Below are 25,967 nucleotides of genomic sequence, written 5' to 3'. Positions count from 1 at the left end.
TGTGCTTGTCCGCCTGCGCCGCACAAGCGCATACTTTTCGACCAAGACATGAATCAGATTTGTGGCTCCGATGACGCTGCGGTCCGACTGGCTACCTGCACTTGCCGCCTTTGAATCCGCGGCCCGCCACCAGAACTTCGCCCATGCCGCCGAAGAGTTGCACCTGACCGCGAGCGCAGTCAGTCACCATGTCCGCAAACTGGAGTCGCGTCTCGGCGTGACCCTGTTCCAGCGCCATGCGCGCGGGGTCTCGCTGACCGCCGAGGGCCGCCATCTTGCCGACAGCGCCAGCAATGCGATCAACGACATCGACAGCGTCATGCGCGACCTGCGCGACCGTCGCGACGACCGCCACAAGGTCAGCCTGACGACGCTGCATTCGTTCGCCTACACCTGGCTGATCCCGCGCCTGCCCGCGCTGGTGGCGGCCCACCCCGAGATCCGTCTGCGCATCGATACCGAGCTCGCCTTGACGCGGTTCGACGAGAGCGGCCCGGACCTCGGCATCCGACTGGGGCCCGGGCACTGGCCGGGCCTGAGCTCGCAGTTGCTGATGGAAGAATCGCTGTTCCCGGTCGCGGCCCCGGCGCTGGCCGGCGTCGCCGGCGTGTGCACGGCCCGCGGGGTCGCGGCCCTACCGTTGATCGCCGATCTGTCGCACCAGGGCTGGCACGACTGGTTCCGCAGCAATGGCGTGCACGGCGTCGATGTCGACGAACGCATCGTCTTCAGCGACAGCACCGACATGCTGCGTGCCTGCAGCCTCGGGCTGGGCGTCGCCCTGGCCCGCGAGCGGATCGTGACGCCGTGGCTCGACAGCGGTCAGCTGCTGCGCCTGCCGGTCCCCACGATGCCAGGCCGCTACGCCTACCATGTGGTGCACGCCGGGCACCGCCGCCTGCGCCCGGCCGCACGCAAGGTCCTGGACTGGCTCAGGAGCGTTGCGAATGAATGACGTCTCCGGCGCCGGCCCACGCGCCCACCCCAACACCTCTTCTCGACACCGCAGCATGGCCCGCCCCGCATGACACCGACCACCAAGGCCCAATGGCAGATCCACCTGTGCGTGCTGCTCTGGGGGTTCACCGCGATCCTCGGCAAGCTGATCACGCTGCCTGCCTTGCCGCTGGTCTGGTGGCGGATGCTGCTGGTGGTCGCCGCCTTGCTGCTGGTGCCGCGTGTCTGGCGTGGCCTGCGCGCGCTGCCGGCCAGGCTGCTGCTGTCGTATGCCGGGGTCGGCGTGCTGGTCGGAATGCACTGGCTGACGTTCTACGGCGCCATCAAGCTGTCCAATGCCTCGATTGCCGCCACCTGCATGGCGCTGGCGACGGTGTTCACCGCATTGATCGAACCCAAGCTGACCCGGCGCGCGGTGTCGCGTCGCGAAGTCATGCTCGGCGTGGCCGTGCTGCCCGGCGTCGCGCTGGTCGTCGGCGGTATTTCCAGCGACATGCGCATGGGCGTCGCGGCGGGTGCGTTGTCGGCGCTGTTCGTGGCGCTGTTCGGCTCCTTGAACAAGCGCCTGGTGCACCACGCCGATCCGCTGACCGTGACCGCCATCGAGCTGGGCGCCGGCACGCTGGCGCTGACGCTGCTGGCACCGGCGATGCCCTGGCTGTTCCCGGTCTTCGCCGGCGACCTGCTGGTGCTGCCCGGCCTGCACGATGCCATCTACCTGTTGCTGCTCGCATTCGCCTGCACGCTGTTCCCGTTCGCCTTGTCGCTGGCGGCGTTGCGGCATATCAACGCCTTCTCGGCGCAGATGGCCGTGAACCTGGAGCCGGTCTACGCGATCATGCTGGCGATGCTGCTGTTCTCCGAGCAACAGGAGCTGAGCCTGACGTTCTACCTGGGCGTCGCGATCATCCTGGCGGCGGTATTCGCGCAGTCGCTGTTCGATCGCCGGCCCCGGATCCGCCATCCGGAGGTGCTGGGGACGTCCGAGGCCAAGGGCATCGTCGATTGAGCCGCCGCGCGTGCTGATGGCCGCGCTGTGACAAATCCCGCTGCCGTGCGAATCACCTTGCAACGGGCGCTTTTGCCCGGACCACGGGATGGAGAGCCTAACGTCAGCATGGACATCGGCAACGACAACGCGGACACCTGGCCGGCCGACAGCCGGCAGGCTTTCGTCGAACGGGTCCATCGGCATCGCGGCATCGTGCTGAAGGTGGCCAGCACCTATGCCAGCCACCCCGACGATCGCGCCGACCTGCAGCAGGACATCCTGGCCCAACTGTGGCGGGCCTGGCCCGGTTACGACGAGCGTCGGGCGTTCTCCACCTGGATGTACCGGATCGCGCTGAACGTGGGCATCTCGTTCCTGCGCGGCCAGCAGCAACGGCAACGGCACGCGGTGCCGTACGACGACAGCGTCCACGATGCCGTCGACGAGCACGGCCACGATCATGAAGCCGCCGAACAGCTGCAACTGCTGCAGCAGTTCATCGCGACGCTGGCACCGCTCGACCGCGCCCTGCTGCTGCTCTATCTCGACGACCGCAGCACCCGCGAGATCGCCGACGTCCTCGGAGTGGGCGACAGCAACGTCACCACCAAGATCAACCGCCTCAAGCAGCGGATCCGCAACTACGCCGCACCTGCCGCGCCGGCATCCACCACTGCGACGTGAGCGCAGGCAAGACCGGCAAACGACCGAACAACCGACCGAACAACCGACTGACCACCCGACAGAACCGCATGGACACCACGATGGAACTCGACGACCTCAAGCAAGCCTGGCAGACCCTTGGCCGCCAGCTGGAACGACACGACGCGCTGAACCTGCAACTGCTGCGCGACAGCAAGCTCGACAAGGCCCGCGGCAGCCTGCGACCGCTGTTCTGGGGACAGATCGCGCAGATCCTGTTCGGCCTGCTGCTGCTGTCGATCGGCGTCGGCTGCTGGACCCAGCACCGGGATATCCCGCACCTGCTCGCCGCCGGCCTGTCGGTGCATGTGTTCGGCGTGGTCACCATCGCGATGGCCGGCGTGACGCTGGGCATGATCGCGCGCCTCGACCATGCCGCGCCCGTCGTCACCATCCAGAAGCGCCTGGCACGGCTGCGGCGCTTCTACCTGATCAACGGCATGAGCACCGGCCTGCCGTGGTGGGTGATGTGGGTGCCGGTGGTGATGTCGCTGGCCGGCCTCAGCGGCGGCGACCTGCTGGCCAGGGCCCCGCAGATGGTGGCCTGGGGACTCGCCGTCGGCATCGTCGGCCTGCTGGGCACCTGGTGGTTCCATCGCTGGGTCCACCAGCCCCGGCGTGCCGATCTTGGCCGGCGACTGGATGAAGGCGCTGCCGGCAGCAGCATCCTGAAGGCGCAGCGCCTGATCGAAGAACTCGCACAATTTGAACGCGAATAGGCCGATGCAGCACACGTCGGCGATGTTGGCCGATGCTGCGACCATAATGACGCCCACCCATCTGTCCGGAACACCGCATGCCCATCATCGACTTCACGCTGGAAGAGGACTACATCGCGTTGAACCAGTTGCTGAAACTGACCGACCTGTGCGACAGCGGCGGCGCCGGCAAGCAACTGGTGGCCAGCGGCGTGGTCAGCGTCGATGGTGCGGTGGAGCTGCGCAAGACCTGCAAGATCCGCGCAGGCCAACGGGTCGAAGTACAGGGGCAGCAGATCCTGGTGCACGCAGGCACCGATCACCACGACGGCGGCGATCGCGAAGGCTGATGGCGGCCGCGTGACCCGCCGGCAGCCGGCGGTTCGCTCGCGCGATCAGGGCTTCGACACAGGCGGAGACACAGGGGTTGCCGGAGCAGCGCCTGCGGACGGTTCGGCGGCTCGCAGCGTGTAGCCGGACACGCGCAGGGTCCGATCCTCGTCGAGACGGAACGACACCAGCTCGCGGATCGGCTGCGGCTGGCCGACGAAGGTCGTGGCCATGGCCACGCTGAGATACAACCCTTCCGGCACCTCCGCACCCGCCGGCACACGGGCACGGGTCACGACCGGCCTGGCACGTCCGGACACCGCGCCGAGCCGCGCCCGGTCCGCGGCAATCCCGCTGACGAAGGCCTCACGGCTGACCACGCGCTTGATCGCGTCCGATGCGCCATCCCAGACCTCGCCGATACGACCGGCATCGACCCACTGCATGACCTGGCCGGCGGCGCGCGTGACCTCGGCATCCTGACGGGCAAGCTGCGCCTGCTGCTCGGGGGTTAACGGCGGCGCCTGCGTCGGCGTGCCGACGACTGCCGACGGCGCCGTCGCCTGCTGCGCGGACGCTATGCCCATGCACGCCAGCGTGGCGGACAGCACGACGCTGACGGTGGCCTTGATCTGGCGAGTCGCTTGCATGGACATCCCTTGCGTCATCCTGGGGCACGGTGCCGCCGAGTGTACGCGAGCGCACGTGGACAAGCCCGCGCCCGCGCCGACGGCTCCATCCAGCAGGGCATCGCCACCACTGTCGTACACTCGCGGCGGCAGCGCCTGCCGCCGCATCCATGCCCGGAGTCCGCCATGATCAGCCTCGTGACCGTTCTGCTTGCGCTGGCCGTCGTCGGCCTGCTCGCCTGGAGCCTGTGGACCTACAACGGCTTCATCCGCCTGCGCAACCAGGTCGCGACGGCCTGGGCCGATATCGACGTGCAGCTGATGCGCCGGCACGATCTGGTGCCGCAACTGGTCAGTGCCGTGCAGGGCTACATCGGCCACGAACGGGCCACGCTGGAACTGGTGACGCAATTGCGCGCGAAGGCGATCCAGGCCACGGCACCTGCGGCGTTGGGCGACGTCGAACATGCACTGTCGCAGGCCATCGGCCAGGTGCTGGTGTTGCAGGAGGCCTATCCGGACCTGAAGGCCAGCGCGAACTTCATCCAGTTGCAGCGCGACCTCGTCGATGTCGAGGAGCAGTTGCAATACGCACGCCGCTTCTACAACGGCGCAGTGCGCGACTACAACGATGCGATCCAGCGCGTGCCGGCCAATGCGGTCGCCTCGATGACCGGATTCGATGCGCGCGAACCCTTCCAGGCGGGCGACAGCGCGCGCAATGCCGTCCAGGTGGAGCTGGCCCGATGAGCCGCGCCGCGATGCCTAGCGCCGACCATCCCCGCCTGCTGCGCCTGCTGTGCTGGCTGGCCCTGCTGGCCCTGCTGGCCTGCGCGTTGCCGCTGCATGCGCAGGAACGCATCCTGTCGTACGACAGCGTGGTCCGGATCGCCAGCGATGGCAGTCAGGACGTCACCGAGACCATCCGCGTGCGGGCCGAGGGCGACAACATCCGTCGCGGCATCTACCGAGACTTCCCGACCCGTTATCGCAATGCACATGGCAACCGCGTCGTCGTCGACTTCACGATGCTCGATGTGCAGCGCGATGGCCGCACCGAACCCTGGTTCACCGAGACGCGCCCGAACGGCGTACGCATCAATACGGGCAACGACGACTTGCTGCCGACACCGGCCGAGTTCACCTACACCCTGCGTTACCGCACGTCGCGGCAACTGGGCTTCTTCGCGCGGAACGACGAGCTGTACTGGAACGCCATCGGCACCGGTTGGGATTTCCCGATCGAACGCGGCAGCATCGAGGTCGTATTGCCCGCGCCGGTCCCGGTGGCGGAGCTGCACGCCGAAGGCTATGTCGGCGTCCAGGGCGCCGCCGACCAGGACTACACCGCAGCCCTGCCCGCGCCGGGGACCGCACGCTGGGAGCTGACGCGCCCGCTGCAGCCACGTGAAGGATTCTCCGTGGTGCTGACATTCCCGAAAGGCCTGGTCGCCGAGCCCTCACGCGCGCAGAAACTCCACTGGCTGCTGCGCGACAATCGCGGCGCCCTGCTCGCCTTCGCCGGACTGCTGGGGTTGCTGGCGTACTGCATCGCGACCTGGCGCCGGATCGGCCGCGACCCGTCCGCGGGCACGATCATCGCGCGCTACGATCCACCTGCAGGCTACTCGCCCGCCGGCCTGCGCTTCATGCAGCGCATGGCCTACGACACGCGCTGCTTCTCGTCCGAGCTGCTGTCGCTGGCGGTGGCCGGCGGACTGACGATCCACCGCGACAAGCAGCTGTTGAAAGATCACTGGGACCTGAAGAAGGGGGCCGGCGCCGCCACCGGCCTCGTGCCCGAACAGCGGGTGTTGCAGCAGGCCCTGTTCCAGGGCCGGAATGAACTGGAACTCGACAACGGCAATGCCGCCGAGATCCAGTCGATCCTGCGCAAGCACACCAAGGCACTCGAAGCCCGCTTCAAACCGGCGATGTTCTCGACCAACGGCGGCAAAGCGCTGATCGCGTTGGCGATCGCGATGCTGGCCATCATCGCCGCCCTGCTGTTCTCCGGCGGCACCGGCATCCTGCTGATCCTGCCCTCGGCCTTGCTGATGCTGGTGACGGTCATCGTGTTCGCGTTCGTGGTACGCGCACCGACGCCGCAGGGGCGCCGGCTGCTCGACGAGATCGAAGGCTTCAAACGCTATCTCAGCGTCGCCGACCAACCCGACCTGCAACGTCTCAAGGGGCCGGACGCGCCGGAGCCGTCGCTGGATGCCGGGCGCTTCGAAGCACTGCTGCCATACGCGGTCGCGCTCGAGGTCGAAGATGCCTGGACGAAGAAGTTCACGCTGGCCGTCGGCGCCGCTGCAGCCGCAGCCGCGACCACTGCGATCGGCTGGTACAGCGGAAGCCATCTGGGCAACGACCTGGGCGGATTCACCAAGGCGCTCGGCAGCAGCCTGGCATCGCAGATCTCGTCATCGGCGTCGCCGCCGGGTAGCGCATCGGGCAGCGGCGGCGGCGGATTCTCCGGCGGAGGTGGGGGTGGCGGCGGTGGCGGCGGACGCTGAGCGCGGCACATGACGCCTGCATAGCATCCCCATGGGCAGGAGGAGGCCGCCGTCATGAGGCGCGTGAAGCAGCCCCAGACAGCGCCGTCGCGCCGATGGCGCCTGCTACGCGTCGCGATCCAGCCAGCTGGCGCCCGGGCCCCGCGCGGCCATTTCGTCGGCCGGGTTGCGCAACGGGCATTCCTTCAGAGACAGGCAGCCGCAGCCGATGCAACCGTCCAGATCGTCGCGCAACCGGGTCAGGCGTGCGATGCGCTCGTTCAACGACAAGGTCCACTGCCGCGACAGGCGGGCCCAGTCCGAGGCATTGGGCGTGCGCGCATCCGGCAGCGTCGCCAGCGCGTCGCGGATCTCGGCCAGCGGGATGCCGGTGCGCTGCGCCACCCGGATCACGGCGACCCGACGCAGCACATCGCGCGAATAGCGACGCTGGTTGCCGGCGTTGCGCCAGCTGTGGATCAGGCCGCTGCTCTCGTAGAAATGCAAGGTGGACACCGCCACGCCGCTGCGCGCCGCGACCTGGCCCACGCTCATTTCCTTTGGCGACGCACGCAATGGTCGCTCGTTCCCCATGTCCGGCCTTGACCTCAAGCAATCTAGAGGTTGCATCATACCAACCCCGCCTTCACCGATCACCCTGCCCATGCCGATACGGAGCGCAGCCGACATCCGCTTCAGCCGCGCTGCGGTCGGGCGCGGCCCTCGCTCGCATGCCATCGCCCGCATGCGATCGCCCGCCTCCCATCGCCGGTGACGGGAGCGAGCATGACTGGCGCAAGACCGCCCGATGGCCACGCGCCTTTGCCGATGACGACGGCAGAGTACAATCGCCGCCATCGGGTCTTCCTGAAGCCAGTCGTCGATGCAGGCCATGATCGCGGGAACGCCGGGAACCGGCGTTGTTCCATTGCCGCTACCGTGCTGCAGCTCCGGCAGCCCGGTGCCCGCACCGCGTCATCCGGCGACGATGTGCCGCTTCACGGCCAGAGACCCGCACACGCGTATCGATCGACCGCGTGGCCGCGACCTGACATGCGATACGCGCCCCCGCCGTCCACGGGTGGCCCGTGAGCACCTTCGTCGCGACGCCGGTGCTGCGAAGGATTGAACCGATCCTGCGCCCGGCACTTCAGCGCGCATCGGCATGACGACGGCGACCGCCCCCCGCCTGTCGCGCCACCGCACCACCCGCCACCACCCCATGACTGTTGTACTGCAAGGATGATCCACTGATGTTCCGCTGGTTCGAAAGCCGCCTCAATCCATTCCCCGACGCCCTGCCCGCGCAGCCGCCGAAGTCGCTGTACGCGTTCTGCCGCCATTACACCCGCGGCGCCGAACACTGGCTGCTGGTGATGGCGGCGTTGACCGCCGCGATCGCGGTCGCCGAAGTCTCGCTGTACGCCTTCGTCGGCAGCCTGGTCGATCGCCTCGGCAGCCATGGCACCGACACCTTCCTGGCGGCCGAGGGCCGCAGCCTCGCGGTCATGGCCGTCGTGGTGCTGCTGGTGTTGCCGGTGCTGACGCTGTTCAACTCGCTGGTCATCCACCAGGTGCTGCTGGGCAACTACCCGATGCGCATCCGCTGGAACGTGCACCGCTACCTGTTGCGGCAGTCGATGGGCTACTTCCAGGACGAGTTCGCCGGGCGCATCGCGACCAAGCTGATGCAGACCTCGCTGGCCGTGCGCGAAACCGTCCTCAAGCTGCTGGACGTCGGCAACTACGTGCTGGTGTACCTGAGCGGCGCGCTGATCGTCGCGGCCTCGGCGGACTGGCGGCTGATGCTGCCGTTCATCGCGTGGCTGGTGGGCTATGCGGTACTGATGCGCCATTTCGTCCCGAAGCTCGGCGAGGTCGGCGCACGCCAGGCGGATGCGCGCTCGGTGATGACCGGGCGCATCGTCGACAGCTACACCAACATCGCGACCGTGAAGCTGTTCTCGCACTCGCGGCGCGAGCAGGCGTATTCGCGTGAGGCCATGGACGGCTTCCTGGGCACCGTGCACGAGCAGATGCGACTGGTGACCTGGGTCCACAGCGCCAACTACGCCCTGAACATGCTGATGCTGTTCTCGGTCGCTGGGCTGGGCATCTGGCTGTGGATGGGCGGCGCGGTCAGCATCGGCGCGGTCGCCGTCGCCATCGCGCTGGCCCTGCGGATCCTGGGCATGTCGCAATGGATCATGTGGGAGCTGTCGGCGCTGTTCGAAAACATCGGCACCGTCAAGGACGGCATCAATTCGATCTCGCTGCCGCCGACCGTCGACGATGCCGAAGGCGCCACCGCGATCGCCCCGGTGCGCGGCGACATCCGCTTCGACAACGTCAGCTTCCACTACGGCAAGGACAGCGGCGTCATCGAACAGCTCGACCTGCACGTGCGCCCCGGCGAGAAGATCGGCGTGGTCGGCCGCTCGGGCGCCGGCAAGTCGACGCTGGTCAACCTGCTGCTGCGCTTCCACGACCGCGAACGTGGCGCGATCCTCGTCGATGGCGTCGATATCGCCAGCGTCGAACAGGACTCCCTGCGGGCGCAGATCGGCGTCGTCACCCAGGACACCTCGCTGCTGCATCGTTCTGTCCGCGACAACATCCTCTATGGCCGCCCGGATGCGACCGAGGCCGAGATGCTGGACGCGGCCCGGCAGGCACGCGCGCACGAGTTCATCCTCGAACTCTCGGACGGCAGCGGACGCCACGGTTACGACGCGCACGTCGGCGAACGCGGCGTCAAATTGTCGGGCGGCCAGCGCCAGCGCATCGCGATCGCGCGGGTCCTGCTGAAGAATGCGCCGATCCTGGTGCTGGACGAAGCCACGTCGGCGCTCGACTCCGAAGTCGAAGGCGTGATCCAGGAAAACCTGTACCGGTTGATGGCGGGCAAGACCGTCATCGCAATCGCGCATCGCCTGTCGACGATCGCGGCGATGGATCGGCTGATCGTCATGGACCACGGCCGCATCGTGGAACAGGGCACGCATGAAGACCTGATCGCATCCGGCGGCCTGTACGCGCAACTGTGGCAACGTCAGTCCGGCGGCTTCATCGATGCCGGCGCGGACGCAGTGCCCGCCTGATCGCAGAGCATGTGGGGCGGGCAGCTCTGGGCTGCCCCGCCCGATCGGGTCGGTTGATCGGCCCCGTTGATCAGGCCGACTATCAGGCCCGTCCAATCAGCCCCCGTCAGATCAGGCCCCGCCCAATCCGGCCTGCCCGCTCAATCCGCCCCGGTCCTGCGGGCCGGACGCGTCACCGGGACCACCGGGCCGCCACGCGTCGCATTGCCCTGCGTCGCCCCTGCCGAAGATGAGGACCCGGGCGTCCCTGCGAGCCCAGTCTCCGCCGCGACCCCTTCGGGATGCGCCGTTTCCACGGGCCTGGACACAGGCGGTAGCAGGCTCACCGGGATCAGCCGCTGCAGATCGGCATCGGCCATGCCATCGAACTCCGACATCGGGCTCTCCGCCGGGCAGGCCTCGTCCGGGAAACCGAACTGCTTGCGCAGGTCCAGACCGCAGCTGTTGAGCGTCTCGAGTTCGGTGTCGGGCGCCTTGCAGCGCAGATCGAAGGCCCGCACGAACGCGTCCCGGCGCGCGACGAAATCCTGCCCGCACTTGCGCATCAGTCTCAACCGGTCGAGGTCGTCCTGCGCCGGATTGATGCCGTCGAGGCCATACAGCTGCAGTTCGTCGGAGGTCAGCAGGCGCAGATTGCGGTTGGGCACGGCCATCATCAGGTCGGCCACGGCGGTCGCGACACCGTTGCGCTCCAGATAGTCACGCACGCGCTCGTAGACGGCACGCAGTTCCTTGTTGAGCTCGACCCGCGTCGATGCGGTCGAACTCATGCGGATGATGCGGTGGATGCCCACCCGCCCGCTGATCATGCGGACATCGCCCGCCCCCAGCACGAACACGCAGGCGCTGTGGCAGACCGCGCCTTCGCGTACCCAGATCGTCCAGCGCGACTCGGCGATCAGGTCGCCGGCCTTGATCGCATCCTCGACCAAGCCGCCGCTGGAGTTCAGGTCGAGCACGCGCTTGTTGATCGCCATCGCGTCGGCGACATCGGCCACGCGCTGGATCAATGCCGTGAACTCGGCGGTGATCTTGCCGGCGTAGCGCAGGCGCAGGACGCCACGCTCGCGACAGGGCTCGAGCAGCGCGGCGATGCGCTCGCGCGACAGCTCCAGCAAGGGCTCGCCATCGCCCTGTGCGGCATAGTCCAGCTCGCAGCTGATCGACGTGGTGCCTTCGGGCAAGGCCAGCGGCGACCAGTCGATCTGCGGAGGTACCGGTGCCGCCGCTGGCGCTGTTGGCGCATGCGGCTCGTCGGCGACCGGGCCGGTACTGACCGCGCCACCATCTTCAGGGCTGTCGACCGGGACGGTTTCGACCGCCGCCGCGACCGGTACGGGTTCAGACGGCTGGCACGCCGCAAGCAAGCCGACGACCACGCAGCCCAAGCCGAACAGCCGCAGGGCGGACGGGCGGACGCAGTGTGGATGCGTGGCAACGGCTGTGGGGAACGGCGCGGTCACGGCAGAGACAGGAAGAGTCGACAACGACCCCCAGTGTAGAGGTGGCCCATGGTGGCAGTCGAACATTCGATGAACACGCCGCCATCGATGCCGCCATCACGCCCATCTGCGTGACACCACGCCCGACTGCCGATCGCGTCCGCGCCCCGCCAGCCGGCGCATGCCCCCGCGGCGGCGTTCGCGTCAGAACAGCGCCCACAGGATCCGCAGGATGCCCAGCACTGACACCGTCCAGACCAGTGAGCGCAGGTAAGGCACTCCCGCCAGATACAGCGGCACATAGGCCACGCGCGCCCACAGGTAGAGCTGGGCACCGAGCGCGGTCGTGGCATCGGCGCGACCTGCCGCCACGACCGCCAGCACCGCGGCCGCGAAGAACGGGAAGGTCTCGAGAAAGTTGCGCATCGCCCGGTCCGCGCGTGCGGCCACGCCGGTCAGGGGCCGGGCCTCGCCGTCACGCGCACTGGCATTCCAGGCCAGGCCGCGCTGCCGCGTCATCAGCGCCGAGGCCAGCGTCAGCTGCACGAACCCCAGTACGATCGCCCAGGCCAGCATCTGCAGTTCAATCGTCATCTCGAAGGGCATCGCGGCACGCTCCTGCTACGGGAATGATCGAGCCTAACCTCAGCGCGAAGCTGGCGCGCGCCGTCGATCGGGATATCCGAACCGGCGTCTGGCCCGCGCCGCAGGCCCGGTCTTTCGCATCCGCGCTCAAGGCTGCAAAGCCGCCAGCTCGCGCAGCAGCGCTGCATGGAAGACCGCCGGTGCCTCGACCTGCGGCGAATGGCCCAGCTCCGGAAACGACACCAGGCGTGCCCCGGGAATGGCGTCGGCCGCGCGCTGGCCAAGCACCGGATAGTCGCCCAGCCTGGCCGCAAGCTCGGGCGGCGCCCGGTTGGCACCCGGCGCGGTGCGATCCTTGCCGCCGATGATCAATACCGTCGGCATGCGCAAGCGTGGCAACTCGTGCACGACCGGCTGCGTGAACAACATCTCCGAGGTCTGGGCCTGGTTCAGCGCCACGACCTCGCCATCGGGACCGGCATACATCCCCGCCAGCATCTCGACCCAGCGGTCGTAGCGCGGCGCCCACTGGCCGTTGTAGTAGTACTTCAGCTGGTAGGCCTTGATGCTGTCGGCACTAGTCTTGCGCTCGCCGGCCAGCAGCGTGTCGATCGAGGCATAGGGCACGCCTTCGGCCTGCCAGTCCTCGAGCCCGATCGGATTGACCAGCACCAGCTGCTCGACGGCCTGCGGATGCATCAGCGCAAACCGCACCGCCAGCATCCCGCCCATCGAGTGGCCGACCAGGGTGACCCGGTCCACCTGCAGCGATTGCAGCAGGGCCTGCGTATGGCTGGCCAACTGGGCAAAACTGAACTGGTACCCGCGCGGCTTGCTCGACCCGCAGAAGCCGACCTGGTCCGGCGCGATCACGCGGTAACCCGCGCCCGTCAGCACCTGGAGGGTGTCGGCCCAGGTCGCCCCGCAGAAATTCTTGCCATGCAGCAACACCGCCGTGCGCCCGTTCGACGCCGCCGTCGGGGCAACGTCCATGTACGCCATCGTCAAGGCCTGTCCCTGCGACTGCAGCGCGAACTGCTGGCGCGGATGCGGGTAAGCGAAGCCCTGCAGTTCCCCGCCGTAACGCATGGGCTCGGCCGCAGATGCAGAGGCAAGAAGGCCAGGCAGCAACAGCAAGGCAAGCAGGCAGGTCGATCTCATCGCGATTCCCGGACGCAGGCAGCGATCAGGGTAATCGACGCCGCGTGCAGGGGGAGTGGGCCCAGGACCGGCCTCACGCAGGAACCAGACGCCCAAATAGACCAAATAGAAACGGCGCAAGCCATCTGGCTGCGCCGCATCGGGTCTTCGGGTCCACGCCGTAAAGCGTGGTGGGCGGTACAGGGTTCGAACCTGTGACCCCTACCATGTCAAGGTAGTGCTCTACCGCTGAGCTAACCGCCCCGAAGGGTGCGCATCATACCCTGCCGGGAGCAGAAACAGAAGCCTCCCGTGCAAAGTTCATCACATCAGGCTCGCTTCGCGGATCTGGCGGATCTGGTCGCGGACCTGGGCGGCCTGCTCGAACTCCAGGTCGCGGGCGTGCTGGTACATCTGCTGTTCCAGCGCCTTGAGCCGCGCCGCCAGCTTCGCCGGCTCCAGCGCCGCGTAGTTCTCCGTAGGCTCGGCGACGCGGCGGCCCTTGCCCTTGCCGACCTTGACCAGCTCGGGCGCGTCGCGGGCGCCTTCCATGACGTCCATGATCTCGCGGACGACCGATTGCGGCGTGATGCCGTGCTCGGCGTTGTACTCGACCTGCTTCTGCCGGCGGCGGTCGGTCTCGTCGATCGCCGCCTGCATCGAGCGGGTGATGCGGTCGGCATACAGGATCGCCTTGCCGCGGACGTTGCGCGCAGCGCGACCGATGGTCTGGATCAGCGAGCCGGTCGAGCGCAGGAAGCCCTCCTTGTCGGCATCCAGGATCGCGACCAGCGACACCTCCGGCATGTCCAGACCTTCGCGCAGCAGGTTGATGCCGACCAGCACGTCAAACTTGCCCAGCCGCAGGTCGCGGATGATTTCCACGCGCTCGACGGTCTCGATATCCGAATGCAGGTAGCGCACGCGGATGTCGTGGTCGCCGAGGTACTCGGTCAGGTTCTCCGACATGCGCTTGGTCAGCGTGGTCACCAGCACGCGATCGCCCATCGCCACGCGCGCGTGGATCTCGCTCAGCAGGTCGTCGACCTGGGTGCCGACCGGACGGATCTCGACCGTCGGATCGATCAGCCCGGTTGGCCGGACCACGAGCTCGGTGACCTGCCCTTCCGATTTCTCCAGCTCGTACTTGCCCGGCGTCGCCGACACGAAGATCGTTCGCGGCGAACGGCCTTCCCACTCGTCGAACTTCAACGGGCGGTTGTCCAACGCGGACGGCAGCCGGAACCCGAACTCCACCAGGGTCTCCTTGCGCGAGCGATCGCCCTTGTACATCGCGCCGATCTGCGGAACGGTGACGTGGGACTCGTCGATGACCAGCAGCGCATCCGGCGGCAGGTAGTCGAACAGGCACGGCGGCGCCTCGTTGGGCATGCGCCCTGTCAGGTGCCGCGAGTAGTTCTCGATGCCGTTGCAGTAGCCGACCTCGGCCATCATCTCCAGGTCGAACTGCGTGCGCTGCTGCAGCCGCTGCGCCTCGACCAGCTTGTTGGCCGCGTAAAACTGCTCGAGGCGCTCGGGCAGTTCGGTCTTGATCGCTTCGATGGCGTCCAGCGTCGTGCGCCGCGTGGTCACGTAATGCGACTTCGGATAGATCGTGTAGCGACCAAGGGTTCGCTGGGTCTCACCGGTCAGTGGGTCGAACAGCACCAGCCGCTCGATCTCGCCGTCGAACAGCTCGATCCGCAGCGCCTCGGCATCGGACTCGGCCGGATGCACGTCGATAACTTCGCCGCGCACGCGGTAGGTACCGCGACGCAGCTCGGTATCGTTGCGGGTGTACTGCATCTCGGTCAAGCGGCGGATCAGCTCGCGCTGGTCGATGCGCTCGCCGCGGACCATGTGCAGCACCATCTTGAAGTATTCGTTGGGATCGCCGAGGCCGTAGATCGCCGACACCGTACAGACGATGATGGTGTCGCGACGCTCCAGCAGCGCCTTGGTCGCCGACAGGCGCATCTGCTCGATGTGTTCGTTGACCGAACTGTCCTTGTCGATGAACGTATCCGACGACGGGATATAGGCCTCGGGCTGGTAGTAGTCGTAATAGCTGACGAAGTACTCGACCGCGTTGTGCGGGAAGAACGACTTGAACTCGCCATACAGCTGCGCCGCCAGCGTCTTGTTGGGCGCCATGACCAGGGTCGGCTTCTGCACCTGCTGGATCACGTTGGCGATCGTGTAGGTCTTGCCCGAGCCGGTCACGCCCAGCAGCGTCTGCCGCGCCAGCCCGGACTCGAAACCGTCGATCAGGGCCGCGATCGCCTGCGGCTGCTCGCCCGCCGGCTCGTACGGGGCGGCAAGCTGGAATCCGGCGGATGGCGTGGTGTCGTCGCTGCTCATGGGGGTTTGGCTATCCGGAAGGGTGTACGCGCCAGCGCCGTGGCGGCGCTGTGGCAGGGCTCGCCGCGACGCGACCAGGCAGTGTAGCGGCAAGCCTTGGATGGGGACTGCAACGGGATTTTCCTACCCCCCTGCATGACATCGGCCGATGCCTGCCGGGGTATCCGCGATCACAGACTACCCCCTCGATACCCGGCCATGGAGGGCAGGGAATGACTCGCAGCAGCGCAGGATTCACGCTCATCGAAGCGATCGTGGTGGTCGCCATCCTGGCGATCGTCGCCTCGGTCGGAATCCCTGCGTTCAGCCAGATGCTGGAGCGGCATCGGGTAGTCGCCAGCTCGCATCGGCTGGGCCACGACCTTGCGCTTGCGCGGGCGTCCGCGCTGATGCGTCGACAGCCGGTCATGCTCTGCCCGCTGGGCCCGGAGGGCCGCTGCCAACCGGGGACGGACTGGAGCGGCGGCTGGATCGTGTTCATGGATCGGGATGGTAACGGCCGCCCCGATGATGATGCCGACGTCCTCTGGGTACAGCGTCATCCGGCAGGGCGCAGGTACGTCCCGGTCATTGTCGCGAATCGCCGTTTCCTCCGGTTCCGACATGACGGCACAAGCCCCGGGACCAACCTCACCATCAGCGTGTGCATCCATGCCCGGGTGGCCACGCAACAGATCGTCAGCAATACCGGGCGTGCCCGGCGTTTCGATCCGCCAGATCGCCTTCCCTGCCCTTCATGAGCCCGGAAATGGCGGCGACATCCCAAAGAAAAAGCCTGCATCTTCCGATGCAGGCTTTCCGGTGTCTGGCGCCCGAAGTTGGACTCGAACCAACGACCCCCTGATTAACAGTCAAGTGCTCTAACCGGCTGAGCTATTCGGGCGGGGACCGGTATTCTAATGCTTGCGCCAGCGAGGTCAAGCACCCGGGAGGCCGGAAAGAAGTCTCCCGGCCGCGTCCCGGTTCACCAGCAGGTCATCGGATTGGCTCCGGTCGCACTGACCGCCCGCACGCCCCGCTGGTTGATGGACAGGGTCGCGCAGGCGGTGTCCCGATCGGCCTGCTGCCCCTGCGGGACAGCCTGCAACGTATAGGTATTGGCAGCAGGATCCGCAAGAAACGAGATCTGATAGAACGCCTGCACCTCCTGGCATTGCGCGGGATTGGGCGCACCCACATACGTCAGGTTCGTCGTGTAGTACCGCTCCATGAACTGGGCACGCTCCAACAGGCACGCCGCCGCAGTCGCCCGACGGGTCCTGGTGACATGGTCGTTGTAACTCGGCAGGGCAATCGCAGCCAGGACCGCGATGATCAGCACTACGATCATGATTTCGATCAGCGTGAATCCTCGCTGGACAATCAACGCCCGGACTGCGGGCACTGGCATCTGCTTCATCTGCACCCGCTTCATCAGGACTGGCTTCATCTGGGTTGGCTCCGTCTGCATCAGGCTCACTCCACAACCACTTCGCGCCAGGACACACGACCGGACGTCCTGTTGTCGCGGGTCCGGATCTGCCCCCGGCCGCCGGACGACCCACCAGCCACGGCAAGGTCGCGCAACAGGTTCGGCAAGGTCGGCATGCCCACACCCAGATCCACCGAACCGATCAGCAAAGATTCGTCGCCCGAGGTCAACTTGTCGTTGGTAAAGCTGCCATCGCCGTCGACGTCAAAGTATCCCTCTGACAGACTCGTCCCGGTGAATGCATCCAATGCGTTGATGTAACCACGTCCGTCGGATTGACAGGCATCAGCGGTCGGAATGATGCTCGCGGCCACCAGAACACGGTTGATGACCTGGGCTTCGGTGACGATGCGTTCGCCAATCGCGCTCTGGTTCGGCGGCTCCAGCAGGTCGATATACCAGCCACGTACGAGTTCGTTGGCTGTCGTTCTCAAGGGCAATGGCGCATGACCCTGGAAAGAACGCACCGGCCGCGAACTGAAGTTGCCGGCCACCACCGTCTGACGTTGGATCAGGCTGCTCCGCTGCACAACGACGCCATCATCGCGGATTCCATACAGACCCTGCGTCGTCCGGTTGGCGACGTCGTCAGTGGTAACGAACCGACCAGTACCGAAGAACACCCACGTCGTGAAATTCGAGGGATGCAGAGCTACCGTCAAGCGCCCACTGATCGGTTGGCGGATGCCCGCGCTATCGGTCGCCACGAACATCGGATTGCCGCTGTTTGCGACAGCCCAACTACTGGGCGCACCCGCGGTGTTGAACTTCCAGACATTGCCGAGGGTATCGCCAGCATAGATGTATTCGACGACGCCATCGCCATTGGCATCCCAACCCACGGGCGCCGAAAGACCATTGGGAGACGTCGCCGACCCAGCACCTGTACTGATCTCGCGAACCAGATCGCCCGAGACGAGGTCGTAGACCAGCAGCACGGAACGATTGTTGGTGCTGTTGACGCCATTACCGACGATCAATGCATTGAACGTACCGCCCGTGGCGGTCGGCAATTTGGCGATGATGGGCTCACCCTGCACCAACCCCATGTTGCCACCGGGCGTTTCATTGCGCTCCCAGAGCACATTGTCGACACCGAACGTGGCCGGATTGGTGACATCCAACGCGTACAAGCCCTTGCCGCCCTTGCCCAATGTTCCGACCAGTATGTTGCGATCGGTCGTCTGCTTGCGCGTCGAGACCACCACTGGCCCATCGACGAAATAGCGATGCGAGTAATCCGGACGGCTCAATGTCTCCAATGCCCCCCAGTTGACGATATTCGGGATGTAGGCGAACAGTTCCCTGCCATTGGTCGCATTGACCGCGTGCAGCATGCCGTCGTTGGCGCCGACATAGACGGTCCCAGTGTCCTCCACATAAGCAGGCGACGACGACACGATGTCTCCGAGCAGAGAATTCCTGTTCCTCAAGGTTCCGCCAGTCTGGCTCATCTCCAGATTGCGCGCACCCGCAATATAGGCCGCATTGTTGACTCCGGTGACTGCCGGCGACGAAATCCTGGTCAACGCCGCCAACTGTGTCGTTGTGGCCTGTGATGGAAACAGGCGACCCACGGTGCCGTTATAGGTAATCACCTTCCGGCCCGTCGCCGGAATACCCGTCGAGGCGCGCCAACTGGGCTCTCCGGCAATCACGTTCTCTACCACGCGCGGCGACGTGGAAACGACGCGTTCCACGAACGGATAGGACGCCAGTTCACCAGACCACACGCTGGACACGTAATTCGCCTGGAAGATGCGCGTCCCCGTATCAAGCGACGTGGAGTTTGCGGCGACGTTCGAGAAAGAACCGGTGCGTTCCACGATCGTCGAAAGCGCCGCTTTCAGACCTGTCGAGAACTCCGATGGATTGGATGCCGACAGGAACGTTCCTCGCGAGTTGACAGCCGCATGCAGCAGATCGTCGATGCGATCGGCGTCTTCGGCATTGGTCGGATCCGGCCATTGCGAATAGTTGGCCGGCACGTCATCAACACTGGTAAAACCCGTGTTTCCACTCAATCCGATCGAAATCCCAAACGTCACCATGTGCTGCCAGAACGCGGGATTCTTGGTCGTCGTCGGGACGATATTGCTCAAGCCACTCGTGCCCGCGCGCAGGTCCGTCTTCCAGTAATACATCGCGACGTCCGCGAGCGTATTGGAAAAGTTGTCGCGATAAGGAGCAGACGCAGAGTACTGATAGGTACTGCCAGTCGTTCCGTGTGTGATAGTAACGCCGCTGGCGTTATCCGTATTTCCGATGTTGAAGTTATCGTCGCTGTTCCAGTAACCATCCGTGGTCAAGATCGTGAAATTCTGGCGGCATGCGAGTTGACCGACCCCTGATTGCGGCCCATAAGGTCCATCGGAAGCACTACTGCTGAAATAATCACCGGCACTTTGGAGCGCGCTACGCAAAGGCGTTCCGTTATAGCCGATGGTACTTTGCAGTCGCGTGTACCACTTCGTCCGGTTGTCATAGGTATTTGAGCCATCGACGACGTCGGAGAACAGGCCATTGTTGTACTGCACCGGAATCGGGACGGCCTGTCTGGGCCAGTTGCCGGTGACCGTCGCGCCATTGCGCTGCCAGATTGTCCGGTAGCCCACCCGGACATCGCTACCCAACTCGCTGAAGGCTTCACTGGCACCGGCTTTCGCAGACTTCATGCGCGTGCGATGGTACGAGAACCAGGTCGCAAAGTTCTGCCGCTCATCTGCAGCGCTGCGCCCGGTTGGCGTCGTCGCCTGGCAGTTTCGCCACCCACTGCCACTGAACGTCGTGGCGCAGCCCAGCGCGCCGTCGACGGTTTCGTAAGACATCGACACGGTCACAGCACCAGTGAAAGCAGTCTGCGCGTACAGCCTTGCATACCAGGTTCCGGCCGATGGCGACGGGACGGAGATCTCTTCGGCATTGCCATTGTTCTGCGATCGGTGGGTGTAGCTGCCGGTAGTCACTGTCGCGTTGTTGTAACGTACGAACAGGTCCGCACCACGATTCGTTCCGCTGACTGAACCGCCCGAGCTGGTGATCACCAGATTCCGCGCATTCGCCGGCACTGTGAACGACCATGCCGTCAGCGCAGGACGGTAACTGTTCGAGGAAATGGATCCGGTTCCCGAATTGCCAAGCGTTTCCGTGTAGCTGCTACTCGGCGAGCTACCTGCACTGTATGTCAACCACTCACTACGGATCACCCGACCATCTGCCAGGATCTGATAGCGATAGAAATTCGCCTGATCGGCCAGATAGGCCGCATTCGTATTGGCCCGGTCCTTGGGCACATAGAAGGTCTGCACACCTCCGCAGACCTGGGTTCCGCCTACCAACATCTCTCCTGACGTAGCATTATTGTTCTTGTTGTAACTCCGACAACTGCTACTGTCGGCCAGATCGATCGTGCCGCCACTCGCAAGGTTGAAATCGCCGTAGACGGCACCGTAAGAAGTACCGCCTGTCATCGGCGAACCGTTGGCCGCGATCCATGGCTGATAGTTGGTTGCCGGATTGTAGTAGACCGCATTGTGCACGTAACTGCGATTGTCCCACTCTGTACCAATGCTACTGTCCGGCATGGCGTCGAACGCCATCGAACCCGAGTCATCGAGGATGAAGAGGATGTTGGGCGGAACACGCGCACCCGTCGTCAACGGATCGGTGGGAATGTCGATGGCCGCGGTTGCGGGCAATGCCAGCAACACGGATAGCAACGACAGGCAGAACGCGAGCATACGTTCGCGAAGCTTGCGTTGCGGCGGAATGGACCTGGACCTGGTGGACATGACGTGACTCCGTCAGCGCATGACGTAGTTGGATTGCAGGATCACCGGCGCGCGGTCGGCTTGGACGCTGCGTGCGGTAATGCGATACGACGGCCGCATGCACAGATTGGGAACCGGGACCATCCGGTCGCATCCCGGCCACGACGGTGCGAGCCCCATGAACTCGACGATGAAAGACGAGGCCGGCAGCAAGGCGGCCTGCGCTTCGGTGGACCGAGTCCCGGCCCGCCACCCGGTAACGAAGGCGGTATCCAGCCAGCGCTCCGTGCTGCCGGCTGCAGGCGTCGCGCAGACGCCATTGGCACAACCACTGGCGGGTGGCGTGGGGCCCGTCGCAGCCACCAGCTCTCCTTCGCGCAATGCCGATTCGGCCGACTGGAAGCTGAGGCTGCGATCGTAGAGATTCGCCGTCATGCGCTCTTCCAGCAGGGTCGTGCGCAGCACCGCGACGCCCAGCAGGGTCATCACCAGCAGCAGTACCAGCACGACCAGCAGCGAGACACCCTGCTCGTTCCTGCGCGCAGAGGACAGATTCATGCGTTCCGACTCCTCAGGCTGACGGTATGCACCAAGGTGCGCGACAGGGGATTGCCATTGGTTCCACGCGCGTTCTCTGCATTGACCGTCACCGTGACCCGGACGGCGACCACATCACCCCAGCGACCCCCGACGCCGGCCTGATTGACATAGTTGGAATCGCCTGTCCGCAGATACTGGAAGCTCAGCCCGGTCACGCCGTCCACCATTTCCTGGTTGGTCATGCCCTGCCCATTGGCATTCGTCCTGGACAGATACAGCGAACTACCGCCGCGCCCGTTCAGGCCCACAAACCAGCGTGAGGCGTTCAACCTGGAGATCATCGAATTCGGCGTGTAGGAGAATGCCTGCGCCCCGCAACCGGCAGGCAACCCGAGGTTGCCGGTGCAGTTGCCGGGCGTCCCCGTAACCGGGTGTGTCACCAACGTGCCCGCCACCGTGCCCTGGAAGGCCGAAGCCTGCCTTGCATTGCAGACCAGCAACAGGTTCCCGCTCTGCAGGCCATGCGCGGCGGTATTGAGCACGAAGGTCGTCCCGTTGTGCGATGTCACCGTCGCCACGGAGGTATCGGCCGACAGCAACTGGATCGCCTCAGTGCCTGCAAGCCGGCTACCGGCAGCCGTGCCTTCGTCGGTCGCGAGCGGGGCGACCCCCAGCAATGTGTTCCACCAGGGATTGGTCAGCTCGCCAGCAGCATCCTCGGCAGAATTCAGATTGGTCCACCAGCGCGTGGCGGACCCGTTGATGACATTGGACAGCGGCACATGGTGGCCACAGGGATTTCCGCCTGCTTCACGCAGGTCGTGCGCCATCAGCTCAAACGCAAAGCGCATGTTTTCCTGGATGCGCCCAACGCCTTCGGTGGTCGTGAAAGTCTGCCGGTTCGACGAAAAGATGCCGATGGCCGCCACCATGACCATGGTACCGAGCAGCAGCGAGATCATCAGTTCGACAAGGCTGAAGCCGCCGACACGCCGGAATGAAGCCTTCATAGCCTTGCCCTCGTCACCAACTGGCTCTGCGCGGCACCGGCCGCCACCGCACCGCCATCTGCGGCGGTCTCCGACGCGCGACTGTCATCCCAGCGGATCGTGACCTGGCACTCGGCAGCCCCTGCCGCGCATTCGATTCTTCCGCAGGCGTCCGGACCGAGCGCGTTCTTCAGGTCCGTGATCCACCGATTGATATCGTTGGTCGCCAGGTTCCCGCCAGCTGCTCCCGTAGGCAAGGTGCATTCGAGTGCTGCCATGTTGTAACCGCCGGCCAATGCCTGCGTCCGATTTCCCCGCATCGCATCCAGCGCTGCGTAGCTCTGGATGACCGCCTGACTTCGGCCCAGCGAACTGCCGCTGTTGCGCAATGCTGTCGCCTGCATCGCAGCGATCCCCAGCAGGCCGATAGCCAGCACCAGGACGGACACCATCACCTCGATCAGGCTGGTTCCGCGCTGCATCTGCTTGTCATCAAGCGCCTGGCGACGCCCGCGATTACGATTCAAATGACTGGTCATGGCCCTCATCCCGCGTTGCACTGGCCATTGCCGTTGCGGCGCGCGACCGCCGCCCTGCCCCCCACCAGCAGACTGACGACACGCTGGTTCTCGACGGGAAGCGTGGTGGCAATGCACAGGGTGAAATTGGCATCGGCATCGGCCATGCCATTGGCCAGGAACCTGACCGTGTTCGTGCTGCCGAACAACACCACCGGCTGCTTGATCGCAAAGCTCCGCACCACAGCGCCATTGGCGATGACGACCCATTGCATCTGGCCCGCCGGCGCAGCGCCACAGGTCGCACCATCCGCCGTCTGACACAGCGTCACGGCCTGGCTGCGACGCAAGGCTTCGCTCCTGGCGAATTGCAGGCTGGAGACGAGCTCCTCGGTCTGCGAGCCGAGCCGGTTGCCATTGACGACCGAGGTGAAGCTGGGCGTGGCAATCGCGAGTACGACGGCCATCACCGCCACCGTCACCATCAACTCGATCAACGTGTAGCCACGCACAGGCGCTGCCATGCCGCCTCGACCGCGCCAAAGGCAAACCCGCCTCATGATCTGTATCCCCTGCTACCCATGGCCGCACAGTAGAGAGCCGTGCAGGCAGATCCAAGCATGGCCCGATGAGCGGTGCGGTCCCTTGCATGAGTGGCGGCATTGCCGGCCGTGGCAGGCAACGAGCATGATGTGCACATCCTTCCGGCTCAGACTTCGATGCAGGCAAAGCCACCCGCCACCACGCCACTGGACGCGCTCCATCAGCCTTCAGTCCTGATCTGGACGGTCCTGGCGGGCGAGGGCCTGGCCGTCGTGCTGGCGCTGGCGCCGGGCGTTTCCGGCGACCGGCTGATCCATTTCGGCCTGGCCTCGCTCGCGATCCAGTGGGTCATGCTGAGCACCTTGGCCTCGCTGTACCTGATCAGGGCACCGTTGTCGCGGCTGCCGCAGAAGACCGTGCTGTACATCGCACTCCTGCTTCTGTTGCTGATGACCCTGCTGGTGCACGGCCTCGCCGGCTGGTTGATGGCGGGCCCAGCTGACGCGCCCTCATCGCAATGGTCCCAAACCCTGCTGCGGGCGGCAGGCATTGCCCTGACGGTCGGCCTGCTGGGGCTTGCCGCCTTCCAGAACCATCTGCGCGCGCAGCAGTTCGCGGTCCAGGCCAAGCACGCCGAACTGGAATCGCTGAAGGCCAGGACCCACCCGCATTTCCTGTTCAACACGCTCAACACCGGTGCCGCGCTGATCCATGCCAAGCCGGAGGCAGCCGAACACCTGCTGCTGGATCTGGCGGATCTGTTCCGGGCAGCGCTGACCGGGCCGGAGCACATCACGCTGGCCTCGGAGATCGACCTGGTGCAGCGCTATCTGTCGATCGAGCAGCTCAGGCTCGGCGATCGCCTGCGGACCCACTGGGAGCGACCAGACCCGTTACCCGACATCACCGTGCCCGCCCTGTGCGTGCAGCCGCTCGTGGAGAATGCGGTCCGCCATGGTGTCGAGCGCATCGTCGAAGGCGGCGACATCGAGATCCTGATCGCGGTCGACGCCGACAACGTCATGATCACGATCCGCAACGACATGCCGGCGGCCGGATCCCCGAGACAGACGTCCGGGCACGGCATCGGCATGGCCTCGGTGTCACATCGCATTGCCGAGCTGACCGCGGGTGCAGGCTCCCTGACAACGGGACAGCAGGCCGGCCGCCACGTCGCAACGCTGACGATCCCGTTATACCGCTGATGCGCGGCAGGTCCCGGTTTTCCGGTGCCCTGCCGCTGGCTCAGACCACGACGTCGTAGCAGGGCTTGTAGGCGCCCGAAATCTTCATGCGCCGCTGTTCGACGAAGGCCTGCAGCAATGCGTCCAGGGCGCGCATGATGTCGGTATCGCCGCTGATCTGGAACGGGCCGAACTGCTCGATCCTGCGCATGCCGTCTTCCTTGACGTTGCCGGCGACGATGCCGGAGAACGCGCGACGCAGGTCGGCCGCCAGTTCGTGAGGCTTGCGACCATGGTGCAGGTCGAGTGCGGCCATCGCTTCATGCGTCGGCTGGAACGGCTGCTGGAACGACAACGGCACTTCGAGTGCCCAGTTGAAGAAGAACGAATCCTTGTGCGCGATCCGGTGCTCGCGGACCTTGCGGATGCCGGCGGTCATGTGCCGCGCGACCTTGTCGGGCTCGCCGATGATGATCTCGTAGCGCGCGGCCGCAGCTTCGCCCAGGGTCAGGCGGATGAACTGGTCGATCTGCTCGAAATACGCAGCCGACGCGACCGGGCCGGTCAGGATGAACGGGAACGGCAGCTTCGCGTTCTCTTCGCGCAGCAGGATGCCGAGCAGATACAGGATCTCCTCGGCCGTGCCGACGCCACCGGGAAACACGATGATGCCGTGCCCCAGCCGGACGAAGGCCTCGAGGCGCTTCTCGATGTCCGGCATGATCACCAAGTGATTGACGATCGGATTCGGCGACTCCGCGGCGATGATGCCGGGCTCGGTGATGCCGATGTAGCGCGTGCGGCGCTTGCGCTGCTTGGCGTGCGCGATCGTCGCGCCTTTCATCGGTCCCTTCATCGCGCCCGGGCCGCAGCCGGTGCAGATATCGTGACCGCGCAGGCCCAGCTCGTAGCCGACCAGCTTGGTGTATTCGTATTCGTCGCGGCCGATCGAATGTCCGCCCCAGCAGACGACCAGGTTCGGATCCGACGGCTGCAACAGGCGACCGTTACGCAGCAGGCCGAACACCGCATTGGTCAGCCCCGCGGACGACTCCAGGTCTTCGGCATATTCGGGTCCCAGTTCGATCGCGGTATAGGCCAGGTCGCGCACGACGGCGAACAGGAGTTCGGCGACGCCGCGGATGATCTCGCCATCGACAAAGGCCATGGCCGGCGCGTTCGACAGTTCGATCTTGATGCCACGGTCCTGCTGCTGGACCTGGATGTCGAAATCCGGATACAGCTCCTGCGCCGCGCGCGGATCGTCGGAGGCGCTGCCACTGGTCAGCACCGCCAGCGCGCAACGGCGCAGCAGGTCGTGCATGCCGCCACTGGAGGCATCCTTCAGGCGCGCCACTTCGTCGCGCGACAGGATGTCGAGCCCGCCCTTCGGGTAGATCCGGGCGTTCACCACCGGCAGCGCCCTCGCTGCCGTCTTGCCTGTTGTCTCGGTCATGTATCCCTTCCTCTTTGAAGCGCGACTTTAGCGCACCCATGTCCGCAAAAGGAAACGGCCGG

The 25,967-nt window shown here is 65.6% G+C and carries 23 protein-coding genes and 2 tRNA genes; 10 read left to right on the top strand and 15 right to left on the bottom strand.

All coding sequences use genetic code 11. From position 1 onward, the window contains the following. The first annotated feature begins 70 nt into the window (after positions 1-70). The 5 genes from ACYX7E_RS08830 (at position 71) to ACYX7E_RS08810 (ending at position 3,698) form a co-directional block, all read left to right on the top strand. Entirely contained in the window at positions 71-955 is an 885-nt protein-coding gene (locus tag ACYX7E_RS08830; protein ID WP_462080197.1) for a LysR substrate-binding domain-containing protein, read from the top strand. A gap of 69 nt (positions 956-1,024) precedes the next feature. Beyond that, positions 1,025-1,966, top strand: coding sequence for a DMT family transporter (locus tag ACYX7E_RS08825; RefSeq protein WP_462080196.1), 942 nt, complete (start codon positions 1,025-1,027; stop codon positions 1,964-1,966). A 108-nt stretch (positions 1,967-2,074) separates the two neighbouring features. After that, on the top strand, positions 2,075-2,632 hold the full coding sequence (locus ACYX7E_RS08820) for an RNA polymerase sigma factor (protein WP_462080195.1): 558 nt from the start codon (positions 2,075-2,077) through the stop codon (positions 2,630-2,632). Between the two features lie 68 nt (positions 2,633-2,700). Then, positions 2,701-3,369 carry a serine/threonine protein kinase gene (locus tag ACYX7E_RS08815; RefSeq protein ID WP_462080194.1) on the top strand — a complete coding sequence of 223 codons (669 nt, stop codon included), beginning with the start codon at positions 2,701-2,703 and terminating at the stop codon, positions 3,367-3,369. Positions 3,370-3,446: 77 nt separating this feature from the next. Then, the gene (locus ACYX7E_RS08810) at positions 3,447-3,698 is read left to right on the top strand and encodes an RNA-binding S4 domain-containing protein (RefSeq protein ID WP_462080193.1); all 252 of its coding nucleotides are present in this window, start codon (positions 3,447-3,449) and stop codon (positions 3,696-3,698) included. Between the two features lie 45 nt (positions 3,699-3,743). Here ACYX7E_RS08810 and ACYX7E_RS08805 read toward each other — a convergent pair whose 3' ends face one another. Then, positions 3,744-4,328, bottom strand: coding sequence for a DUF4019 domain-containing protein (locus tag ACYX7E_RS08805; protein WP_462080192.1), 585 nt, complete (start codon positions 4,326-4,328; stop codon positions 3,744-3,746). Between the two features lie 165 nt (positions 4,329-4,493). On the opposite strand from ACYX7E_RS08805, the gene ACYX7E_RS08800 reads away from it, so the two are divergent. Beyond that, entirely contained in the window at positions 4,494-5,057 is a 564-nt protein-coding gene (locus tag ACYX7E_RS08800; protein ID WP_462080191.1) for a LemA family protein, read from the top strand. After that, the gene (locus ACYX7E_RS08795) at positions 5,054-6,826 is read left to right on the top strand and encodes a DUF2207 domain-containing protein (RefSeq protein ID WP_462080190.1); all 1,773 of its coding nucleotides are present in this window, start codon (positions 5,054-5,056) and stop codon (positions 6,824-6,826) included. Before ACYX7E_RS08800 ends, ACYX7E_RS08795 begins: the two co-directional genes overlap by 4 nt. Positions 6,827-6,931: 105 nt before the next feature. Here ACYX7E_RS08795 and soxR read toward each other — a convergent pair whose 3' ends face one another. Then, the gene (soxR, locus tag ACYX7E_RS08790; RefSeq protein ID WP_462080257.1) at positions 6,932-7,360 is read right to left on the bottom strand and encodes a redox-sensitive transcriptional activator SoxR; all 429 of its coding nucleotides are present in this window, start codon (positions 7,358-7,360) and stop codon (positions 6,932-6,934) included. A gap of 698 nt (positions 7,361-8,058) precedes the next feature. Here soxR and ACYX7E_RS08785 point away from each other — a divergent pair. Then, a complete protein-coding gene (locus ACYX7E_RS08785) occupies positions 8,059-9,906 on the top strand; it encodes an ABC transporter ATP-binding protein (RefSeq protein WP_462080189.1) in 1,848 nt (615 codons plus the stop codon). Positions 9,907-10,046: 140 nt separating this feature from the next. Here the strand turns inward: ACYX7E_RS08785 and ACYX7E_RS08780 are convergent, their stop codons facing one another. From ACYX7E_RS08780 to uvrB, 5 genes are all read right to left on the bottom strand, one after another. Beyond that, positions 10,047-11,369 carry a COG3904 family protein gene (locus ACYX7E_RS08780; protein ID WP_462080188.1) on the bottom strand — a complete coding sequence of 441 codons (1,323 nt, stop codon included), beginning with the start codon at positions 11,367-11,369 and terminating at the stop codon, positions 10,047-10,049. 183 nt (positions 11,370-11,552) lie between these two features. Then, the gene (locus tag ACYX7E_RS08775; RefSeq protein ID WP_462080187.1) at positions 11,553-11,954 is read right to left on the bottom strand and encodes an MAPEG family protein; all 402 of its coding nucleotides are present in this window, start codon (positions 11,952-11,954) and stop codon (positions 11,553-11,555) included. A gap of 126 nt (positions 11,955-12,080) precedes the next feature. Next, on the bottom strand, positions 12,081-13,094 hold the full coding sequence (locus ACYX7E_RS08770) for an alpha/beta fold hydrolase (RefSeq protein ID WP_462080186.1): 1,014 nt from the start codon (positions 13,092-13,094) through the stop codon (positions 12,081-12,083). 168 nt (positions 13,095-13,262) lie between these two features. Beyond that, positions 13,263-13,337: transfer RNA gene (locus tag ACYX7E_RS08765), tRNA-Val, on the bottom strand. Positions 13,338-13,397: 60 nt separating this feature from the next. Then, on the bottom strand, positions 13,398-15,434 hold the full coding sequence (gene uvrB, locus ACYX7E_RS08760; protein ID WP_462080185.1) for an excinuclease ABC subunit UvrB: 2,037 nt from the start codon (positions 15,432-15,434) through the stop codon (positions 13,398-13,400). A 212-nt stretch (positions 15,435-15,646) separates the two neighbouring features. On the opposite strand from uvrB, the gene ACYX7E_RS08755 reads away from it, so the two are divergent. Next, positions 15,647-16,174, top strand: a complete 528-nt coding sequence (locus ACYX7E_RS08755; protein WP_462080184.1) for a GspH/FimT family pseudopilin — start codon at positions 15,647-15,649, stop codon at positions 16,172-16,174. Between the two features lie 66 nt (positions 16,175-16,240). On the opposite strand, the gene ACYX7E_RS08750 is transcribed toward ACYX7E_RS08755, so the two are convergent. The 7 genes from ACYX7E_RS08750 to ACYX7E_RS08720 form a co-directional block, all read right to left on the bottom strand. After that, positions 16,241-16,317: transfer RNA gene (locus ACYX7E_RS08750), tRNA-Asn, on the bottom strand. An 81-nt stretch (positions 16,318-16,398) separates the two neighbouring features. Continuing rightward, positions 16,399-16,863, bottom strand: coding sequence for a type IV pilin protein (locus ACYX7E_RS08745; RefSeq protein WP_462080183.1), 465 nt, complete (start codon positions 16,861-16,863; stop codon positions 16,399-16,401). A gap of 26 nt (positions 16,864-16,889) precedes the next feature. Beyond that, positions 16,890-20,696: a PilC/PilY family type IV pilus protein gene (locus tag ACYX7E_RS08740; RefSeq protein WP_462080182.1), complete on the bottom strand. Its 3,807-nt coding sequence runs from the start codon at positions 20,694-20,696 to the stop codon at positions 16,890-16,892. A gap of 12 nt (positions 20,697-20,708) precedes the next feature. Beyond that, positions 20,709-21,233, bottom strand: a complete 525-nt coding sequence (locus tag ACYX7E_RS08735) for a pilus assembly PilX family protein (protein ID WP_462080181.1) — start codon at positions 21,231-21,233, stop codon at positions 20,709-20,711. Then, entirely contained in the window at positions 21,230-22,225 is a 996-nt protein-coding gene (locus ACYX7E_RS08730; protein ID WP_462080180.1) for a PilW family protein, read from the bottom strand. The genes ACYX7E_RS08735 and ACYX7E_RS08730 overlap by 4 nt, the downstream gene beginning before the upstream one ends. Beyond that, positions 22,222-22,743, bottom strand: a complete 522-nt coding sequence (gene pilV / locus ACYX7E_RS08725; protein WP_462080179.1) for a type IV pilus modification protein PilV — start codon at positions 22,741-22,743, stop codon at positions 22,222-22,224. Before pilV ends, ACYX7E_RS08730 begins: the two co-directional genes overlap by 4 nt. Before the next feature lie 5 nt (positions 22,744-22,748). Beyond that, on the bottom strand, positions 22,749-23,246 hold the full coding sequence (locus ACYX7E_RS08720; protein ID WP_462080178.1) for a GspH/FimT family pseudopilin: 498 nt from the start codon (positions 23,244-23,246) through the stop codon (positions 22,749-22,751). Between the two features lie 195 nt (positions 23,247-23,441). On the opposite strand from ACYX7E_RS08720, the gene ACYX7E_RS08715 reads away from it, so the two are divergent. Continuing rightward, positions 23,442-24,470, top strand: a complete 1,029-nt coding sequence (locus tag ACYX7E_RS08715; RefSeq protein ID WP_462080177.1) for a sensor histidine kinase — start codon at positions 23,442-23,444, stop codon at positions 24,468-24,470. Positions 24,471-24,510: 40 nt separating this feature from the next. Here ACYX7E_RS08715 and ppnN read toward each other — a convergent pair whose 3' ends face one another. Continuing rightward, on the bottom strand, positions 24,511-25,905 hold the full coding sequence (ppnN, locus tag ACYX7E_RS08710; RefSeq protein ID WP_462080176.1) for a nucleotide 5'-monophosphate nucleosidase PpnN: 1,395 nt from the start codon (positions 25,903-25,905) through the stop codon (positions 24,511-24,513). Positions 25,906-25,967 lie beyond the last annotated feature (62 nt).

Source organism: Luteimonas sp. RIT-PG2_3 (assembly GCF_054902115.1).
This window is presented reverse-complemented; position numbering and strand designations above follow the sequence as displayed.

What these genes read in the sequence shown, in the direction of transcription:
- ACYX7E_RS08830 (WP_462080197.1), top strand. Translation starts at nt 71, where the DNA reads ATGACGCTGCGGTCCGACTGGCTACCTGCACTTGCCGCCTTTGAATCC.
- ACYX7E_RS08825 (WP_462080196.1), top strand. Translation starts at nt 1,025, where the DNA reads ATGACACCGACCACCAAGGCCCAATGGCAGATCCACCTGTGCGTGCTG.
- ACYX7E_RS08820 (WP_462080195.1), top strand. Translation starts at nt 2,075, where the DNA reads ATGGACATCGGCAACGACAACGCGGACACCTGGCCGGCCGACAGCCGG.
- ACYX7E_RS08815 (WP_462080194.1), top strand. Translation starts at nt 2,701, where the DNA reads ATGGACACCACGATGGAACTCGACGACCTCAAGCAAGCCTGGCAGACC.
- ACYX7E_RS08810 (WP_462080193.1), top strand. Translation starts at nt 3,447, where the DNA reads ATGCCCATCATCGACTTCACGCTGGAAGAGGACTACATCGCGTTGAAC.
- ACYX7E_RS08805 (WP_462080192.1), bottom strand. Translation starts at nt 4,328, where the DNA reads ATGCAAGCGACTCGCCAGATCAAGGCCACCGTCAGCGTCGTGCTGTCC.
- ACYX7E_RS08800 (WP_462080191.1), top strand. Translation starts at nt 4,494, where the DNA reads ATGATCAGCCTCGTGACCGTTCTGCTTGCGCTGGCCGTCGTCGGCCTG.
- ACYX7E_RS08795 (WP_462080190.1), top strand. Translation starts at nt 5,054, where the DNA reads ATGAGCCGCGCCGCGATGCCTAGCGCCGACCATCCCCGCCTGCTGCGC.
- soxR (WP_462080257.1), bottom strand. Translation starts at nt 7,360, where the DNA reads ATGAGCGTGGGCCAGGTCGCGGCGCGCAGCGGCGTGGCGGTGTCCACC.
- ACYX7E_RS08785 (WP_462080189.1), top strand. Translation starts at nt 8,059, where the DNA reads ATGTTCCGCTGGTTCGAAAGCCGCCTCAATCCATTCCCCGACGCCCTG.
- ACYX7E_RS08775 (WP_462080187.1), bottom strand. Translation starts at nt 11,954, where the DNA reads ATGCCCTTCGAGATGACGATTGAACTGCAGATGCTGGCCTGGGCGATC.
- ACYX7E_RS08770 (WP_462080186.1), bottom strand. Translation starts at nt 13,094, where the DNA reads ATGAGATCGACCTGCCTGCTTGCCTTGCTGTTGCTGCCTGGCCTTCTT.
- uvrB (WP_462080185.1), bottom strand. Translation starts at nt 15,434, where the DNA reads ATGAGCAGCGACGACACCACGCCATCCGCCGGATTCCAGCTTGCCGCC.
- ACYX7E_RS08755 (WP_462080184.1), top strand. Translation starts at nt 15,647, where the DNA reads ATGACTCGCAGCAGCGCAGGATTCACGCTCATCGAAGCGATCGTGGTG.
- ACYX7E_RS08745 (WP_462080183.1), bottom strand. Translation starts at nt 16,863, where the DNA reads ATGAAGCCAGTCCTGATGAAGCGGGTGCAGATGAAGCAGATGCCAGTG.
- ACYX7E_RS08740 (WP_462080182.1), bottom strand. Translation starts at nt 20,696, where the DNA reads ATGTCCACCAGGTCCAGGTCCATTCCGCCGCAACGCAAGCTTCGCGAA.
- ACYX7E_RS08735 (WP_462080181.1), bottom strand. Translation starts at nt 21,233, where the DNA reads ATGAATCTGTCCTCTGCGCGCAGGAACGAGCAGGGTGTCTCGCTGCTG.
- ACYX7E_RS08730 (WP_462080180.1), bottom strand. Translation starts at nt 22,225, where the DNA reads ATGAAGGCTTCATTCCGGCGTGTCGGCGGCTTCAGCCTTGTCGAACTG.
- pilV (WP_462080179.1), bottom strand. Translation starts at nt 22,743, where the DNA reads ATGACCAGTCATTTGAATCGTAATCGCGGGCGTCGCCAGGCGCTTGAT.
- ACYX7E_RS08720 (WP_462080178.1), bottom strand. Translation starts at nt 23,246, where the DNA reads ATGGCAGCGCCTGTGCGTGGCTACACGTTGATCGAGTTGATGGTGACG.
- ACYX7E_RS08715 (WP_462080177.1), top strand. Translation starts at nt 23,442, where the DNA reads ATGCAGGCAAAGCCACCCGCCACCACGCCACTGGACGCGCTCCATCAG.
- ppnN (WP_462080176.1), bottom strand. Translation starts at nt 25,905, where the DNA reads ATGACCGAGACAACAGGCAAGACGGCAGCGAGGGCGCTGCCGGTGGTG.